The sequence below is a fragment of the Paenibacillus sp. FSL R10-2788 genome, assembly GCF_038003885.1.
Lineage (GTDB): Bacteria > Bacillota > Bacilli > Paenibacillales > Paenibacillaceae > Paenibacillus_AQ > Paenibacillus_AQ odorifer.
In genome coordinates, this window is the sequence record NZ_JBBOQA010000001.1 from 5479220 (window position 1) to 5496736 (window position 17517).

The window sequence follows — 17517 nt, forward strand, 5'->3', positions numbered from 1 at the left end:
TATAGCTACACGCGAAATGACCGTCAATTCACAGCATTGATAGAGCTATACTCACACAAAGAAACGGCCGCCCCTGCTTAAATCAGCAAGACATCCGTTTTAATAGGAGATGTGGAGTTATTATTCTCTTACTTTACTGCTTTATCAGGCAGTTCGCAAAAAGAAATATGTGGTTTATTGTTCAGTTCAACCCCCGATAGGCCGCAATAGTCAAATAATTCATGTAACTATTGGCTTTCAAGGAATAAATGTCGTTTACCAGCTTATGTAGGGGAGGCAAGCCTTCCTTATCATAATTACGGCTGATGCAATCCCAGATATCCTTGCTGGTTACATACTCATAGCCGAGGAGCCGGAATTCTTCAGCTTTGCTGCGGCACATGGCTTCGATTTCTTCACTATGTTGATCATGATTCCACTGTTCCGATTCCACGTGTTGACACCTCCAAAGATCGCTCATGTTCGTATGCTCACCATAGATATTCGACTCTTGTTCTTCGCTTTCCTTCTTCCTTCACAAAAAGTTAAAGCTACTAAAACAAGGCATGCCGAGATAGGGGTATAGCATATCCATAAGAATAGACAAGTTCGCCAGCGTTTTATTTCATTTTGGGAAGAAGGCGTGACCTTTGAAGAAACAGAGCTTTATACAAGGAACTTTAATCTTGCTAGCCGCCGGCATCATTAATCGGATGCTTGGATTTATTCCCCGGATTGCTTTACCACGTATTATCGGAGCAGAAGGTGTGGGACTGTATCAGCTCGCATATCCTTTTTTTCTCGTGCTGGTTACTGTGATTACAGGCGGGATTCCACTGGCGATAGCCAAGATGGTAGCGGAAGCAGAAGGAGAGAATCGGCCAGAAAAATCACGGCTGATTTTACGTACTGGACTTGCCCTTAGTGTTGGACTTGCAATCTTCTTTACATTGGTTGCTATGATAAGCGCCTCATGGGTCTCTAATGTTATCTTAACAGACCATAGAGTTTATTATACGTTTATTGCCATGATCCCAATGATTGGGATCGTCGCCGTATCTGCAATCTACCGTGGTTATTTCCAAGGAAAGCAAAACATGATTCCATCGGCGCTCTCCTCTATCTTCGAATCTTTAGTTCGAATATTCTTTATGCTCTGGTTCTCCTGGTTGTTGCTTCCCAAGGGTATTGCTATGGCGGCGGCTGGAGCGATGTTAGGTGTGACGGTAGGAGAAATTGGCGGAATGTTAGCGATTCTGTGGCAATATTATGTCATTACTAAAAAAGATAAAAAGCAGACAAATCCGACTCCAGAGCAACCCGTTCTTGAGTCAGAGGTTATCCCATCTGATCCAGAAGGTGTGAAAGCCAACATCCCCATATTACGGCGCTTATTAGGCATATCCATTCCCGTTACAGCAAGTCGGCTTGTGGGCTCTTTTTCATATCTGCTGGAATCTATTATTACAGTGCGCAGTCTCGCCTTGGCAGGTATAGCCACTGCTGCCGCTACAGCCCAGTATGGGTCTTTACAAGGGATGGTTATTCCCTTATTGCTGCTGCCCGGGGCATTAACCTCTTCACTTGCTGTGTCTCTGGTTCCTTCCATATCAGAAGCTGCCGCAAGAAAGGACTTGCCTACCATTCACAAGCGTATGCATCAAGCGTTGCGGCTTGCGCTGGTAACAGGTGCCCCATTTGCTGTTCTTATGTATATCCTGGCGGTCCCGCTTTGCAATTTGTTATATGGCAACGCGGATACAGCCCCTATGCTGAAGCTTATGGCTCCGTTCGCCTTGTTCATCTATGTTCAAGCTCCCTTACAAGCTGCGCTGCAAGCTATGGATCGACCGGGCAGGGCACTCATCAACACCTTGATTGGAGCAGTAGTCAAAATCATTCTGATTGTAATACTGGCATCCCAACCTGAATATGGAATTTACGGCGCTATCATAGCCATTATTGTGAACAGCATTTTGGTTACGTTACTACACGGATACAGTGTAGTCAGTCTCATTTCATTATCTTTAAGAGTAACCGAAACCATAAAAACCTTATGTGCAATGCTCATTATGGGAGCGGGCGTGCATTATGTATACACTTCCATTCCCATTGCAGATGTACAATGGATTCAATTTTTATTTGCCTCTGCGATAGGAATGGTCCTGTATTTTGGAATCAGTCTGTTAGCTGGCCTTATCTCACTGCGTGATTTGGACCGTCTGCCGTTTATCAAACGCAGGCTCTAAAAGGTTATCTGTTGTCCAAACGGTCGACATAAATTCTGCCCTTATGATCTATGGAGCATAGAAATACATCTTTGAAATCAGATACTCCCTTTTGGCGAATTTGAGTTCTTAGCCAAAATCTGGTTTTTCCAATCATCTCTAAATTCTGATCCTGCACCTTTCCATCCATAATCAGAGGGATTGGAAGTCCTTCATACCTGATCTTATTCTTCGGCAGTTCTATCTTACGGTTCTTGTTCCCTTTATTATCGTCACTCTTTTTATGCTCAGCAGCTGCACTGCTATTGCCTGATTGGTTAGAGGATGAACTCCCCTTCTCTTTCTCGAATACGGTTAGCTGTCCACTAGGCTCCAGGATCGCAAATTCCACGTCAGCAGGACTGGCGATGTTCTGTCCACGCAATTGCTGCAGCAGATCATCAATATTATATCTCTGCCTACGCATTTCGCCCCGGTGCAGCTTGCCTCCAGAAATGAGTATGCTCGGTTTGCCGTCCATTAAAAGTCTGAGCTTTCTGCTCTTAAGACTGAGTTGAGCCACAATTACCTGTATCAACACCAATGTTGCCATCGGAACGACTCCTTCATAGATCGGCCGATTGATATCCTCAAGCACAAAAACAGCAATCTCGGCAATCATGATGGAGATCGTTAAATCAAATACAGACAGCTTACCTATTTCCCTCTTCCCCATGATGCGCATACACAGGAATATGAAGAAATACATCAGCACGGTCAAGAAAATATGGGTAGAGATATGCTGGAACATATAGCTTCGCTCCCCTCCATTCTCACCCGCAGACTTGTTTCCTCGGGTGGATTAATGTAACCCTATTCTGACCGCTCTGTGCAGGGAACATTCGGAAGCCGGCATATTAATTAATGGTAAAAAGGCTGCAATGCCCTTTCTTGTACTATTGGGGCAAGCCATCCCATACAATGAATAATAACTATGTTGATTCTTTTTTCTCAAAAAAACTTTAGGAGGTTGTACCATGTATTTAATCCGGCGCATGTTCTCGTGGAGAATAGCCAATCCTGTGTTATCTGGCCTATGTCGATCATTCCTTTGGATGCTGATGGGTGCGTTTGTCCTCTCTCTTTTGTTATGGGGCAGCAGTCTGAAGGAGCAGGATCTCTCAATGTACACATACATTGTACACGGCATAGCTGCAGCATTCGGAGGACTAACCGCCGGTCGCAGAGCCACGAGCAAAGGCTGGTATCAAGGAAGTCTTACAGGAGCATTTTATGGGATTATCGTTCTGTTAATCGGTTTTTTGGCACTGGATAGCGCACCATCTGGCGTAGATCTGCTATGGGTTCTCGCAGCTGCAGCAATTGGCGCTCTCGGCGGAATGTTTGGCGTTAATTTACAAAAAAGCTAAAATTATAATTCCATTAAATTCGAAACATTCCTTGAAAATATGTTAAACTGTGATCATCTGACTTCATTAAGAGATCAAGGAGGCTTCGATTGCTTTGTTTTACCAATCAATGAACCATATTGTTTTGTACACAGTTGCATTAGTAGTGATATTAGTATGGATTGGCTCTAAACGTAATCCAATCATGGCATTGGTTGAAATTGGGAAAGAGATGCTGCGATCTTATAAGTTTTTGTTGCTGATTGCAGGAATGTTTGGCGTATTAGCCATAAATAAATATGAACTGCAAATTGAACAAAAAATGCATCTTACCTCTGATTATACGCCATTTATATTTGGCCTAGAGGGTCATTTTGTCCAAGCCGTTCAGGATATATTCTACAGTCCATGGTTAACACCGATCATCGTCTTTTTCTACATTTTCATGCTTCAATCCGTTCTAGCAGCTTCATTAGGGGTCTATTTGTTAGATAAAAACCGGGTGATGTTATACGCAACCTGTTATGCTATTATTATCAACTATGCCTTGGCGATTCCATTCTATCTTTACTTCCCGGTAAACGAGGTATGGTCCTATCTGCCGGCAGGCGTCAAATTTACTATGCTGGATGTATTTCCGAAATTCGAACAGGAATATAGACCGCTATCCGGTCTCAATAACTGCTTCCCGAGTCTACATACGTCCATATCTGTTACAATGGCACTTCTGGCCTTCCGTTCAGGGAACCGCCGCTGGATGGTCATCACTAGTATTTCCGCAGTTGTAATCGTCTTTGGAATCTTCTATCTGGGCATTCATTGGCTTACAGATATGATTGGTGGAACCTTGCTAGCTGTACTAGCCTCTACAGTTGGCGTTCAACTCGCCAAATTAACTCTGCGGGGACGTGAAGAATCGCTTACCGTTCCGAGCCGCGTAACAAATGTACGTTAAAGTTAAAGCTGCTAAATCTCAATAACCTTGAAGATCAAAAAAGCGGTGTCCTCTCCAATGAGAAGACACCGCTTTTTATGTACTTAAATAACAAGTCTATACTTTCTCTTCGACATCCGTAGCCACAGCGTGGCTGATGGAACCGCGATCAAAAGTCAGCTTAGTTACATCGTTGACCCGCAGAACCACGATATCATCGGAAATCTCCATGATCGTACCGTGAAGTCCTCCAATAGTAACGATTTTATCGCCCTTTTTCAGAGCTTTCAACATTGCGTTACGAGTTTTGGTCTTCTTTTGTTGCGGACGAATCAGCAAGAAGTAGAATACTACAAACATAAGGACAAAGGGACCTACCAGACCTAGTATGCTACCTCCACCACCTGCGCCAGCTGCATATTGAAACGATTGAATCATATTTCTCCCCCCTTTCAAAGTACATTAAAGCATGACTCATAAATCAAACCCTAAAAGCCTTTAAGATTATCATATAATCCGTATTTGGCAAAAAACTCATCGCGAAAATCAAGCAGCCGATCTTCCTTGATGGCTTCACGCACTTTACGCATTAAATCCAACAAGAAGTGCAAATTGTGGTATGTCGTCAATCTAAGTCCGAAGGTTTCATCGGCTTTGATTAGATGGCGCAAATAAGCGCGGGAATAATTCCGGCATGTATAGCAATTGCACTCCGGATCAAGCGGCCCAAAATCACGGGCATACTTAGCGTTGCGTACAACGAGTCTTCCCTGACTGGTCATCGTTGTTCCATTACGGGCAATACGAGTAGGCAAGACACAGTCGAACATGTCCACTCCTCGGATTGATCCTTCCAGCAGCGCATCCGGTGAACCCACGCCCATCAAATAGCGAGGTTTGCCTTGTGGCAGCAGGGGAACTGTATAATCCAGCACTTCATACATTAGCTGCTTGGACTCTCCGACGCTGAGCCCCCCAATAGCATACCCCGGGAAATCCATGGAAGTCAAATCAGCCGCGCTCTGACGGCGCAGATCTTCATACATGCCCCCTTGCACAATAGCAAAAAGACCCTGATCGTTAGGACGAGCATGACTTTTCAGGCAACGTTCTGCCCAGCGCGTGGTGCGCTCCAGTGATTTTTTCACATAATCATACTCAGCCGGGAATGGAGGACATTCATCAAATGCCATCATTATATCTGAACCCAGGGAGTTCTGAACCTCCATCGCTACTTCCGGAGACAGGAATTTCTTATCCCCATTTAGATGGGAACGGAAATGAACTCCTTCTTCCGTAATCTTGCGCATGTCGCTTAACGAGAATACTTGAAACCCGCCGCTGTCTGTCAGAATCGGACGATCCCAGTTCATGAACTTGTGCAGTCCACCAGCTTCACGAACAATATCATGGCCTGGTCTTAGAAACAGATGGTAAGTATTGCTCAAAATAATATGGGCATCCATCTCTTTCAGCTCTTCAGGACTCATAGTCTTGACTGTAGCTTGTGTGCCGACTGGCATAAATGCTGGTGTCTCAATCACACCATGTGGAGTGTGGACTCTTCCAAGTCTGGCTCCGGATTGTTTGCACGTTTTGATGTGCTCATAAGTAATTGCTGCCATAAGTTAACCCATCCTCTTACCTTAATAAATAAACATTGCATCTCCAAAGCTAAAGAATCGGTACTTCTGCTCTATCGCTTCTTCATAAGCAGCTAGAATATGTTCCCGACCTGCCAATGCGCTAACCAACATAACCAAAGTAGACTTTGGCAGGTGGAAATTGGTAATTAGCGCATTTACTACACTGAACTTATACCCTGGATAGATAAAAATATCCGTCCAGCCACTGCATTCCACAAGCGGCCCACCTTCACATTGTCTTCCGACCGTTTCAAGTGTCCGACAAGACGTTGTGCCAACTGCAATAATACGGCCACCTCGTGCCTTAGTAGCATTTATGGTATCTGCCGTCTCTTGAGACATTACGAAGTACTCAGAATGCATAACATGCTCTTCAACCTTCTCTACAGACATCGGACGAAAAGTACCGAGACCTACATGAAGGGTGATATAAGCGATATTTACACCCTTAGCCTCAATCTGTTCCAGCAATTCTTGGGTAAAATGAAGCCCTGCGGTAGGCGCAGCGGCCGATCCCTCATGCCGAGCATACACAGTCTGATATCGTTCACGATCATCCAGTGTTTCCTTAATATAAGGTGGCAGCGGCATCGTTCCCAGCCTGTCCAGAATCTCCTGAAAAATACCCTGATATATGAAACGAAGCGTACGGCCGCCCATATCAGCTTCGTCCTCGATAACGGCACGAAGCTCATCGCTAAAGATGATCACTGCGCCTGTCTTGAGCTTTTTCCCTGGCTTTACAAGTGCTTCCCAGCGATCATCCCCAAGATTCTTCAGGAGGAGCACTTCCGCCTTAGCACCAGTATCTTCTTTCACTCCAAACAATCTAGCTGGAATGACTCTCGTATCATTTAGAACAAGCGTGTCTCCGGGATTAAAATAATCAATAATATCGGTAAAATGCCGGTGAGCCAGCTCTCCATCCTCCTTATTCACTAGAAGCAGTCTAGAAGCACTGCGATCAGCGAGAGGTGTCTGGGCAATCAATTCTTCCGGCAAATGAAAATCATAAGCATCTACATTCATGGTCTGTCTTCATTCCTTAACTATAGTAACGTTCTTATAATAGTGTTGCAATATTTGCTTGTAATCATACCCGCTGTCTGCCATGCCTTTCACGCCCCACTGCGACATGCCTAGACCATGGCCGTTGCCTTGCCCAATGAACAGAAAGCCCGAGCTGTTAGTGATCACTCTGGCCGCAGAATCTCCACCCATCACTACAGTTCCACTGCCATTCACATTAACCTTCCCCGATGCGGAAAGCACACCAGCACTTTGCGAGCTACTAATTGTGGCGGTAGCGCCGTCAGCGCCTAATACAGTATAACTTCCGGGTGCCACAATATCAAACAAAGTACTAGGTAATCCATTAAACGCGGAGCGGAACATATCAGGATATTTCACATTCAGAGCCTGACCATTAGCTTTCACCTGAATCGCTCTTCCAGAAGGACCGCGCTGAGTAACTTGCAGGTTAGAGATGCTGGAAGGGAGCGTGCTTGTTGTTTTACCCTGCAAGCTTTTTAGAAGTTCAGCAGAGGTATACGGCCCTTTGATCCAGCTATAGCTGCCGGACTCATATACTTTATCCAGAGCCACAGCGTTCTCACCCGGATTCAGCTTTCCGACCGCACTAACACTGCTCTCAATAACTGGCAGAGGACGTATATTCACATCTTTGGTTGTAGCCGTAACTATATCGAGTCCGGCAGCAGTTTTGCTGCCCGTTAATTTAATATTATCTTCACGTGCATAACCAGAGGTACCATTCGCAAGCAGAACATAATACCACTTCTTAGCAGCAGCAGCCGAAACATCTTCAACGCTTGGAACACTAGCAAATACATCGCCACCATTCGCCCAAACCTCTGAAGGGTCAGCTGTCACACCACCACTATTGGAAGAAAATACAGCCTCAACAACTTTACCACCGCTCATCAGCACTTCACCAGCAGTAGTATCTACAGCTTTGATAATGGAGGGAGCTTCAGACCCGATTCCGTTATATACCTGACTAAGAGTAGTATCTACTACATTCGCTACATCAAAACGGTTGCCTTGCGACAGCGCATAGCTGCGGGCGGCGACAGCCTGAGCTTTTAGCGCTTCTTCCGGCCAGCTGGAGGAAACCTCTCCTCCCACTACGGCATACAAGTATTGCTCCAGCGGCACTACATTAATTACAGCCAGCGATCCGCTCAAATTGCTCAGTTCCAAATTTCCGCGATATGTACGCTTGGATCTTTCCACTAACTGAATCCCAGCCTCGCTGCCTGCCGCAAGAAATTTAGCATTGCTTCCAGAAACCAGATAATGATCGGCTTGAGTTTCACTGCTAAAATCCAGCCCGGCATCCTTACGCAGTATTAATCCGGGCGAGGTGGCCACAGAAACCGTAAATTGTGGTGCAGCAGTAGACACAGCGGCCTGAACAGCTGTTAAATCACTATCGTTGGCAGCTTCGCCTACCCATACCTCTACTTGTGCACTGCCGTCGTTTCCTGCCAGAAACACCTTCCAAGCATCTAAACCAGCTGCAGTGAGGCTATTAAGCGCCACATCTGCTTCCTGCTCCGAAGAATAGCGGCCAGCTGATAAATGTTTATTGCCTTTCACCGCTGGGGTTTGGTCAGCAGGAATGCTCAGCCCTGCTTTGACTACACGGGTAAGCCCATCCTTGGCAGTTGCTTCACTAGCATAGACGCCCGTGTACAACTGATACACAGTCGCTCCATTTCTGGAGATTGCAAAAATCTGCGGTTTATCGGAGGTGGATTGGAGCTTTTTAGCTGCATCCGCTGCTGTCTGCCAGCTTGAAGCCTCCATCACCTTAACTCTATATCCGTCCAGACTTATACGAATTTGCTTCTGTCCTGGGACAGATACCAAAGGAGCACTTCCTGCTTGATCCGACAGCAAAGTAAAGCTTTGCGTTGATTGCAGTGTTACTGCTGGCACAGTGGATTTATATTTACTTCCAATATCAGCATAAAGAGCAACTCGTATCGTGCTATTAGAATCGGCATGACTGGCACCCGCAGGGATCAGGAAACTTCCTACAGCAAGCGCAGCCGCAAGCAATCCTTTGCTTAGCGGGGCGACCCCTCTCCATTTCCTCTTCGTATGCTTCATCCAGCATCCTCCTTTATAATTGTAGTGACGAACTAGTGCTGCTCCGGAGGGAGCGGAAGCCCTAAATGATGATAAGCGGCCGGGGTTACAATTCTTCCACGCGGACTCCGCTGCAAGAAACCTATCTGCAGCAGGTACGGCTCATATACGTCCTCAATCGTCTGACTTTCCTCACCAATCGTAGCTGCAATCGTATCCAGTCCTACAGGACCGCCGCGAAAGCTTGAAATCATAGCACTTAACATCTTGTGGTCAATACTGTCCAGCCCACGCGGGTCCACCTGAAGCATCTTCAATGCTTCCCCAGAAATTTCAGGAGTTATAATTCCATCTCCGCGCACTTGAGCAAAATCACGGACCCGCTTCAATAAGCGGTTGGCAATCCGCGGCGTTCCCCGCGAACGAAGTGCAATCTCTTCTGCTGCATCGCCAACAATCTCAATGCCTAGAAGATCCGCATTTCGAGATACAATGTAACTCAGCTCATCTATGTTATAGAATTCCAGGCGACTGACCACTCCGAAACGATCACGCAGTGGCGCAGACAATAGTCCTGCCCGGGTTGTGGCACCTATCAGTGTGAACGGCGGCAAATCCAATCGTACCGAACGGGCACTTGGCCCTTTGCCGATCATGATATCCAGCGCGAAATCCTCCATCGCAGGATACATAACCTCCTCGACCGTGCGGTGCAAACGGTGAATCTCATCGATGAAAAGCACGTCGCCTTCCTGCAGATTCGTCAGCAGAGCGGCAAGATCGCCTGGACGCTCTATCGCAGGGCCGGAAGTTGTTCGCAGGTTCACACCCAGCTCATTGGCGATAATATTAGCGAGCGTTGTTTTGCCGAGACCCGGAGGTCCGTACAGCAGCACATGATCCAGCGCTTCGCTTCTCATTTTGGCCGCTTCTATATATACTTTCAGGTTTTCTTTTACCTGAGTCTGGCCGATATATTCTCCCAGATAACGAGGGCGCAAGCTTAGTTCTACCGCCTGCTCGTCCATCATCAAATTCGCGGATATAATCCGGTCATCCATTTCCTATCGCTCCCTTTCTTTAGGATGTGTACGGCTTTACTTAGCTATATATAGCAGCCCTAGTGCTTTCTTCATCAGCACATCTACAGTTCCTGTCTCTGCTCCCTCTTTCTTCAAAGCGAGCCACACGCGGTCCAATTCGCTTTCGGTATAACCCAGCCCCTTAAGCGCATCCCGCGCCTCTTGCCAGGCCAATCCGTCCGTTGCCTCTTCCGTTGGCACTGCAAACAATCCCGTTTGCATTGAAGCCATACTGAGTCCGTCCAGCTTGTCCTTCAAATCAAGGATCATACGCTGTGCTGTCTTTTTGCCAATGCCCGGCAATTTCGTTAAGAACGTTATATTCTCTTGATAAATCGCTGAAATCAACTGATCCGGTGTTCCACCTGTCAGGATTCCAAGCGCAACCCTAGGACCGATGCCAGATACCTCTATCAGCTTGCGGAACAATTTTTGTTCCTCACGAGTCGGGAACCCAAATAATAGCGTAGCGTCCTCACGTGTTTGGTAATGAATATAGATCGTTACAGGTCCTTCTACTTTGGCAAAAGCATAAGGATTCGGGCAGAATACCCGGTATCCTACTCCCTGCACATCCAGCACCACATATTCCGACTCCAAATGAACAACGGGTCCTCTTAAGAAATCTATCATTTTCGCAATACCTCATTTAATTTAGAATTAAGACTGCTCGAATGGGCATGACATACCGCTACCGCCAGCGCATCCGCCACATCATCGGGTTTCGGAATCGCCGATAGCTTCAGCAGCAGCTTCACCATTTCCTGGACCTGCCGTTTCTCAGCCTTACCATAACCCACAACAGCCTGCTTTACCATCATAGGTGTATATTCCGAGACGGGGAGACCCCGCTGTACTGCAGCTAATATAGTCACACCGCGGGCCTGCGCCACTGGCAATGCTGTAGTAACGTTGCGAGCGAAAAACAGCTTTTCTATCGCCACAGCATCGGGTTTATATTTATCAATGAGCTGACCCATGCCTTCATAGACATGCAGCAGTCGTTCTTCCTCAGGCGTATGAGCCTCAGTCTGAATACAACCATATTGGACGGGGGTCAGTTTATGTCCTTCCTTATCCACAAAACCAAAGCCGACGATCGCCAGCCCCGGATCAATTCCCAAAATACGCAAACATGATCTCTCCTCTATAACAGGCAGATTATTCCACCGTTTTCATCCATTCCTCCGCCATGAAGCGAACATATGTATTCCTTCTAACCATTATAGCAAAAATCCCCCTTGCGGGAGAAAAAAAGTTTACCGTTTGCAGCGAAATGGCAACTTTAGGCCTACAGCTTAGACTCTTCCCCGTTTCATTTCACACAAAAAAGCTGCCCTCAGCCATTAATAATGACTTTTGGACAGCTTATCAAATCTATTGCTTGTTCTGCATGACATGCTCAGCAGCTTCGCGGGCATAATCACTGAAGGTAGACAGCACACTGTTGTACTCTTCAATATCCTGAACACGAATCCCCTCGTGAAGCTCTTTCCAAATATTTTCCGGCAATGAGGATTTCAGGGAACCCATATCCATTTGAAAAAAAGTCTTCAGTACCTTTTCCTGAACTGGCGGACCTTTAAACAAGGTCAAATTCCCAAACGCATCTACACCAATATAGGCTTCTTTTTTTATCATTGTCGATAAATCATTCACTTTTTGTTCCAGCCACAAATCCCCTTCTGAACTAATCCAACCGCTCCATTCAGGGTGTTCATTGATTATAGTCTTCAGCTGAAGCGGGTTCTTTACGCCTGGCAACGTCTGAATCTCTTCTCCGGACACATAGGTTGTTTTTAAATGAACGGTTCTGCTGAGCCCACTTTGGGAGATGGTTTGCAGCAGTTGTTCGTTATTTAAAGTGCCCTTCTCTTTTGCCTCATCACTGTCCTCGCCTACTTTAAAGACAGCTGCGGCTAACTCACTATCGGCACTATCCGCCCAGCTAGAATTCGTCAGCAGTCCACTGATTTCCTCAGGTACCTGCATACTGCGCCAAGCCAGTACAGTAAAAGCTATACAAGCAGCTCCTACCCAAAGCGCCTTTTTCCAACGTCTCCATCGCCGCCAAAGTTGTTTTTTTAAGCGAAACGCGTTCACGTTAATCCCTTCATTCTGGTTTTTCCCTATTGTGACCTAAGAAGGGAGCATTTATGCGCTTTTCTGTGAATAATCGACATTTCTCCAAAAATACAAGGTTGACCTTGCAGTATGGTTCAAGGTTTATGGTGTAAGTCTGGAAGGGCGATTCTGGGGAGAGGTTTCACATACCGGCCTTAGGTGATACCTATTTCATTACGATCGACCATTTTTTCCACCAAAACTTTTGCTTTGCCAATAGACTATTTAGTTCTTAGTGTGCTATGCCATTGAATTGGGCGTTTGGGATGGTAGCGATGTAGGCGTTCTGCGTTTGCGTGATGGGGGGATGCGTTCTACGTTTGCGCGTTGTGCGGAGTGGATCTAAAACTAATTAGGGAAAAACTCCCTGAAAATAGCATATATTCGCTCTAAATGAACGAAATCAGGGAATTACTCCCTAATAAATAAGCTGTTTTCCTTAATTCCCGGGAATCAGACATATATTAGGGAGTTTTTCCCCCATTATATGTCTGACGACCAGAATCCTAAGAATTTCAGGGAGAAATTCCCTAATCGCTCTATAAGTGTTTTACTTTTCGCTTCAATTGAAGCATAAGTTCATTCTTCACTTTTTTTTACCTAGACCTCAATCGGTGCTCACTCGGTAAGCCACTTGAAGCATCATTGGTCATCAAATGCTGCCTCAGCTTCAAGTGGTAATTTCTTTTACCTTTGTTCAGCATCTTCTTCGTATTAAAGTCATATTTAAGCGTTAGGAACCACCGGCAGCTTCACATGGCTCGGATACTCACGATTATGGTAGACGGTCTGCAGCACAGTAATCGCTTCTGAATCTTCATATGGATTATTACCTGTATTTGTATTAGGGAAAGCAACGAATTTGCTGGACGAAGTAACCGAGAACCGAATTCGGTGTCCAACAGCAAATCTATGGGCTATATTCGGCATGAAAATATCATATTTCTCCACCTGCCCAGGAATCAGCAGCTCAGGTGCTTCCAATCCATGACGGTATTTAGCTCTGACAATATAATTGGATAACCGGATGGAGTCCCCTTGTTCATTCACATCACTAAGCGTAACTACCCAATCCGTATCCTTGCCAGTGCTGGCAGCGTAGATAACCGCAGACAGTTCTCCGGCCACAGTCAGCTCTTCCGTCAGAATATCACTAGTGTAGACAAGGATATCATTGCGCAGCTCGTATTTCCGCAAATTTTCAGGCTCTCGTTCACCGCTATCATTCATAGGATCATGAGGATTATAGACATAAGTATCTTCAGGAGAATGTTCCTCAGGCGCTGCGAGCAGTTGCCCATCCCCATGTCCTGAATTCGCTCGCCCACCGCTGGAAAGGTAGAAGGAAGAAACTGTGGCTTCGGCAGGTGTCCAATCCGCGGACGTTCTCCACTGATTTTCACCAACAACATAATAAGAGGCTCTAGGCTCCTGATCTATTCCATTTGGAATGCCTTTGAGGAAGCGGTCGAACCAGCGCAGCACAGAAACATCGTAATCATAGACTACGGCATCATTGCCGAAGCTCACACCTTCATAGTCTCTGGCTCTGTTCGGCCCGTGCTCCCAAGCGCCCAGACGGATTTTGCGATTAGGCACATCATGTTCTGTCAGCATTCTCCATGTTTCCGATACGCCGGCGCTGTCGCCGTCATACCAGCCTGAGATGACATACATAGGCACCTGCACCTGATCTCCGCGCTCAGTAAAAGTACAGTTTTTCCAGAAATCATCATACTCGGGATGCTGGCTCCACAAATCCCAAGGACCTGATGTTTTGCCAATCATTTGCTGAGGGATCTCTCTAATCGGTCTTGCATCAACGGCTGCTTCCGGATTCACCGTAATGCCTCCAAAGATATCAAAATCCGTCCGAGTACCCACAGATTGAGCAAGAGTCCAAGAGAGCAACGGCCAAGAACAAAGAGTTCCCCCTTTGCGAACGGTATCAACAAATGGAGAGCCTACATTCACTTCATTCACAACCGCCTTCAGATTCGGGTGCCCACTGGTGGCCGCCGCCACAACAACAAAACCTAGATAGGATGCGCCCCACATGCCGACGTTGCCATCCGACCATTCCTGAGCAATAATCCAATCAATCGTATCATAGCCGTCATCCCGTTCATTATAAAAAGGAATCAGTTCTCCTTCCGAATCCGCCCGCCCCCTAACATCCTGCGATACTACTGCATAACCTTTATTGGCCCATCTCATAAAAATCTCTTTTTTTCCGTTGCGGTCATAACATGTTCTTACGAGAATAGTCGGCAACTTAGTTCCCGGCTTAATACCCTCTGGTAAAAAAACATCTGTGGCCAGCTTCACCCCATCGCGCATCGGAATCAGATCAGTGCCCAGATCGTTTACACCATATTCTGCCTTAGATAGAAGAGGATCATCGTAGACCACTAACGGAGTCAGCTTCTCATAACCCGCTTTAACCATAAGCTCAATACCATACCGATTCGGTGTAAGAAAAGCGATAATCTCCCCATCCAAAGTCACAATGTCCAGAGCCGTCTCTTTGCGCAGCGCCCATACTTGTGAGGTCAGTTCGCGGCCTTCAATCTGCGCCTGATACTGGATATGCTTTTGATAGATATCGCCATTACTCAGCACAACCTCATAATCTACCCACTCCCCTTTAGCATAAGCGTCTAAATGTTTGTGGATTTTTTGAAGTGGAAGCACAGTTTTGAACTGTCCATCCAGCACATTGTCTTGCATTTGCGTTCTTCTGCGCGGATCGACCTTAGCGAGCATGATCTGTTGCTCTGTAAAATGAATTTTGCCTGTATAAACACCAGAAAAGTAGACGTTAAATGTAGTTGTGTGTAAGTAGGTTGTCATCTGTTTATCCCCTATCCGCAAATTTCTTCAAATACGCGCAGCCAGTTGCCGCCCATGATCTTAGCAATATCTGCATCCGCATAACCGCGGGCAACCAAACCTCTAGTAAAGTTAATAAAATAACTATATTTCTCAAGTCCAGCAACGGTTTCTGTAGAAGGTCCGTCTCCTTTGGCGAATCCAAGCTTGGGTGCGATATGTTCTTTAAAATAAACCAATGACCAGAGCACATCGCTCATCGGCCAATCCGTTCCAATTCCGACATGATCCACGCCTACAAGCCGGATTACATATTCGATATGATCCAGCACATGGTCAATAGTTGTATGTTTAGGGTCTTCATGAACAAACCAAGGCATAGCAAAAATACCAATGACTCCACCCGTCTTGGCTATCGCGATAATCTCCTCATCACTTTTACAGCGCATATGCGGATAGATCGCCTCTACACCCGTATGTGAAGCAATCACCGGAGTTGTGGAATAAGCGCAGGCATCTAACGTAGTCTGTTTCCCGCAATGCCCCGTATCTACAATGATCCCCAGCTTGTTCAAGCGCGCAATGAATCTTTTTCCAAAATTAGTGACACCGGCGTTCGATTGTTCTGCGCAGCCCGCCCCAATCTGGTTCTGATTGTTGTAGGTCAATTGTAGAATTCTTAAACCGAAGTTATAAAGTACATCTACTTGATCGAGATTCGTGCCCAGACCATCCGTTTCTTGTGCTGTGATAATGCCCGCTTTATGACCATTACGCTTGGCAGCACGTATGTCTTCGGCAGTTAAGGCTTTGATTAACCAATCTGCGGAATCGAATTGCAGCTGCACCTCTGACATGCTTGTAATGATGCTGTCTAAGGATTCTAAATGAAGTTCACGGTTCCCTGCTGTAATTCCGGACTTGTACCACTCTTCCTTATACTCAGGGATCTCTCCGCTCGCAGATAGCTTTGTGATGATTTTTGCAGGCATACTGCTGTATACCATTGGCTCATCTTTATAAGGCTCACATAATTCTTTGATTCTGTCAGAGATAGAGTCTGGAATCGCGCTTGGAGATAAGGGACCTTGAAACAGCAAATCGATAATAATGTTCTGCTCATGCAAGCGTTTAGCCCGCTCCTCCTCTTGCTCCGTCAACTTGAAATCATACAGACCTTCATAAGTGCTCATCGTGTAGTCGCTCCTTAGAATGCAATTTCAGTGCCTTTATGTAATCTAACAGCTTCATTATATATAAAATTAGCTGCTGCTAAATCCTCTATGGCCAGCCCTAATCCTTTAAAAAGAGTAATGTCAGCCGTGGACCTTCTGCCCTCGATAGTGCCACTGATCAGCTCACCAATCTCCCCGACAATATGATCTGCTGTGATTTTGCCTTCGTTCAGCGGGATTAAATAATCCCCAGATTCATTCTGAGCGGATTCCAGCCGATCTACATATAACTTAGCTAAATGGACGGTCTCCGAATCCAGCTCACGGTCATTGGGTCTACATGCGCCGACTGCATTGATATGTACACCCGGTTTCAGCCATTCTCCCTTGAGCACAGGTTCGGTGGATGCTGTCACGGTACAAATGATATCCGCTGCGCTGACTGCCGCTTGAACTGTCTCAGCAACAATGATCTGTACATTATATTTTTGGCTCATCTCCGTTTGGAAATCCTGTGCCTTTGCGAGCGTCCTGCCCCATACTTTTACCTCACGGATGGGTCGAACCCGCAACATCGCTTCCAGATGACTTTTTGCTTGTTCCCCAGTTCCAAGAAGAGCAAGGAATTCGGCATCCTCTCTGGCCAGATATCGGGTTGCTGCTGCACTGACTGCCGCCGTACGAATGGCTGTAATCTTTTGTCCATCCACTATAGCTTTCAGAACACCCGAAGATGAATCGAATAGAGTAACAAGACCTTGATGAGAAGGCAGGCCTGAACCGTGATTGCTGGGAAATACACTGATGATTTTGGCACCAGCTACCTCTTCATGCTGCAAATATCCCGGCATTAAGCCGAGCAGATTGCTCTTTTGTAAAGGAAGCACTTGTCTTAAGCTTTGCACGGCTTGTCCAGCAGACAGATCCTTCAAAACAGACTCCATAACAGAGATGCAAGATTCCATAGCTAATAGTTCAGCCACTTCATTTTGATTAATGACTAGCATAAGAC

16 protein-coding genes are annotated in these 17517 nt (G+C 46.1%); 3 read left to right on the forward strand and 13 right to left on the reverse strand.

Features of this window, described 5'->3' with window-relative positions; translation table 11 throughout:
• Window positions 1-181: 181 nt before the first annotated feature.
• Window positions 182-433, reverse strand: a complete 252-nt coding sequence (locus tag NSQ50_RS24410) for a post-transcriptional regulator (protein WP_036677655.1) — start codon at window positions 431-433, stop codon at window positions 182-184.
• A gap of 196 nt (window positions 434-629) precedes the next feature.
• Between NSQ50_RS24410 and spoVB the strand changes: the two genes are divergently transcribed.
• Window positions 630-2228: a stage V sporulation protein B gene (spoVB, locus tag NSQ50_RS24415; RefSeq protein ID WP_076105445.1), complete on the forward strand. Its 1599-nt coding sequence runs from the start codon at window positions 630-632 to the stop codon at window positions 2226-2228.
• 4 nt (window positions 2229-2232) lie between these two features.
• On the opposite strand, the gene NSQ50_RS24420 is transcribed toward spoVB, so the two are convergent.
• The gene (locus NSQ50_RS24420) at window positions 2233-2997 is read right to left on the reverse strand and encodes a DUF421 domain-containing protein (protein ID WP_036677658.1); all 765 of its coding nucleotides are present in this window, start codon (window positions 2995-2997) and stop codon (window positions 2233-2235) included.
• A gap of 226 nt (window positions 2998-3223) precedes the next feature.
• Between NSQ50_RS24420 and NSQ50_RS24425 the strand changes: the two genes are divergently transcribed.
• Together NSQ50_RS24425 and NSQ50_RS24430 are read left to right on the forward strand one after the other, a co-directional pair.
• Window positions 3224-3616 carry a TIGR04086 family membrane protein gene (locus tag NSQ50_RS24425; RefSeq protein WP_036677660.1) on the forward strand — a complete coding sequence of 131 codons (393 nt, stop codon included), beginning with the start codon at window positions 3224-3226 and terminating at the stop codon, window positions 3614-3616.
• A gap of 94 nt (window positions 3617-3710) precedes the next feature.
• Complete coding sequence (locus tag NSQ50_RS24430) at window positions 3711-4550, forward strand: phosphatase PAP2 family protein (protein WP_254924631.1); 840 nt, start codon at window positions 3711-3713, stop codon at window positions 4548-4550.
• 96 nt (window positions 4551-4646) lie between these two features.
• On the opposite strand, the gene yajC is transcribed toward NSQ50_RS24430, so the two are convergent.
• The 11 genes from yajC to NSQ50_RS24485 form a co-directional block, all read right to left on the reverse strand.
• Window positions 4647-4967, reverse strand: coding sequence for a preprotein translocase subunit YajC (gene yajC, locus NSQ50_RS24435; RefSeq protein WP_038572999.1), 321 nt, complete (start codon window positions 4965-4967; stop codon window positions 4647-4649).
• Window positions 4968-5017: 50 nt separating this feature from the next.
• Window positions 5018-6154 (reverse strand): tRNA guanosine(34) transglycosylase Tgt, encoded by a 1137-nt coding sequence (gene tgt / locus NSQ50_RS24440; protein WP_036677666.1) that lies wholly within the window; start codon window positions 6152-6154, stop codon window positions 5018-5020.
• Between the two features lie 21 nt (window positions 6155-6175).
• Window positions 6176-7204, reverse strand: a complete 1029-nt coding sequence (gene queA / locus NSQ50_RS24445; RefSeq protein ID WP_038573001.1) for a tRNA preQ1(34) S-adenosylmethionine ribosyltransferase-isomerase QueA — start codon at window positions 7202-7204, stop codon at window positions 6176-6178.
• A 9-nt stretch (window positions 7205-7213) separates the two neighbouring features.
• Complete coding sequence (locus tag NSQ50_RS24450) at window positions 7214-9313, reverse strand: SpoIID/LytB domain-containing protein (protein WP_076224585.1); 2100 nt, start codon at window positions 9311-9313, stop codon at window positions 7214-7216.
• Window positions 9314-9345: 32 nt separating this feature from the next.
• Window positions 9346-10353: a Holliday junction branch migration DNA helicase RuvB gene (ruvB, locus tag NSQ50_RS24455; RefSeq protein ID WP_036677672.1), complete on the reverse strand. Its 1008-nt coding sequence runs from the start codon at window positions 10351-10353 to the stop codon at window positions 9346-9348.
• Between the two features lie 36 nt (window positions 10354-10389).
• Entirely contained in the window at window positions 10390-11007 is a 618-nt protein-coding gene (ruvA, locus tag NSQ50_RS24460) for a Holliday junction branch migration protein RuvA (RefSeq protein WP_036677675.1), read from the reverse strand.
• Window positions 11004-11507, reverse strand: coding sequence for a crossover junction endodeoxyribonuclease RuvC (gene ruvC / locus NSQ50_RS24465; protein WP_036677679.1), 504 nt, complete (start codon window positions 11505-11507; stop codon window positions 11004-11006). Before ruvC ends, ruvA begins: the two co-directional genes overlap by 4 nt.
• A gap of 244 nt (window positions 11508-11751) precedes the next feature.
• Window positions 11752-12477, reverse strand: coding sequence for a BofC C-terminal domain-containing protein (locus NSQ50_RS24470; protein ID WP_036677682.1), 726 nt, complete (start codon window positions 12475-12477; stop codon window positions 11752-11754).
• A 747-nt stretch (window positions 12478-13224) separates the two neighbouring features.
• Window positions 13225-15351 (reverse strand): CocE/NonD family hydrolase, encoded by a 2127-nt coding sequence (locus NSQ50_RS24475; protein WP_081387014.1) that lies wholly within the window; start codon window positions 15349-15351, stop codon window positions 13225-13227.
• A gap of 11 nt (window positions 15352-15362) precedes the next feature.
• Window positions 15363-16523 carry a dipeptidase gene (locus NSQ50_RS24480; protein ID WP_076225229.1) on the reverse strand — a complete coding sequence of 387 codons (1161 nt, stop codon included), beginning with the start codon at window positions 16521-16523 and terminating at the stop codon, window positions 15363-15365.
• Window positions 16524-16537: 14 nt separating this feature from the next.
• A complete protein-coding gene (locus NSQ50_RS24485; RefSeq protein WP_076225228.1) occupies window positions 16538-17512 on the reverse strand; it encodes an ornithine cyclodeaminase family protein in 975 nt (324 codons plus the stop codon).
• Between the last annotated feature and the right edge of the window lie 5 nt (window positions 17513-17517).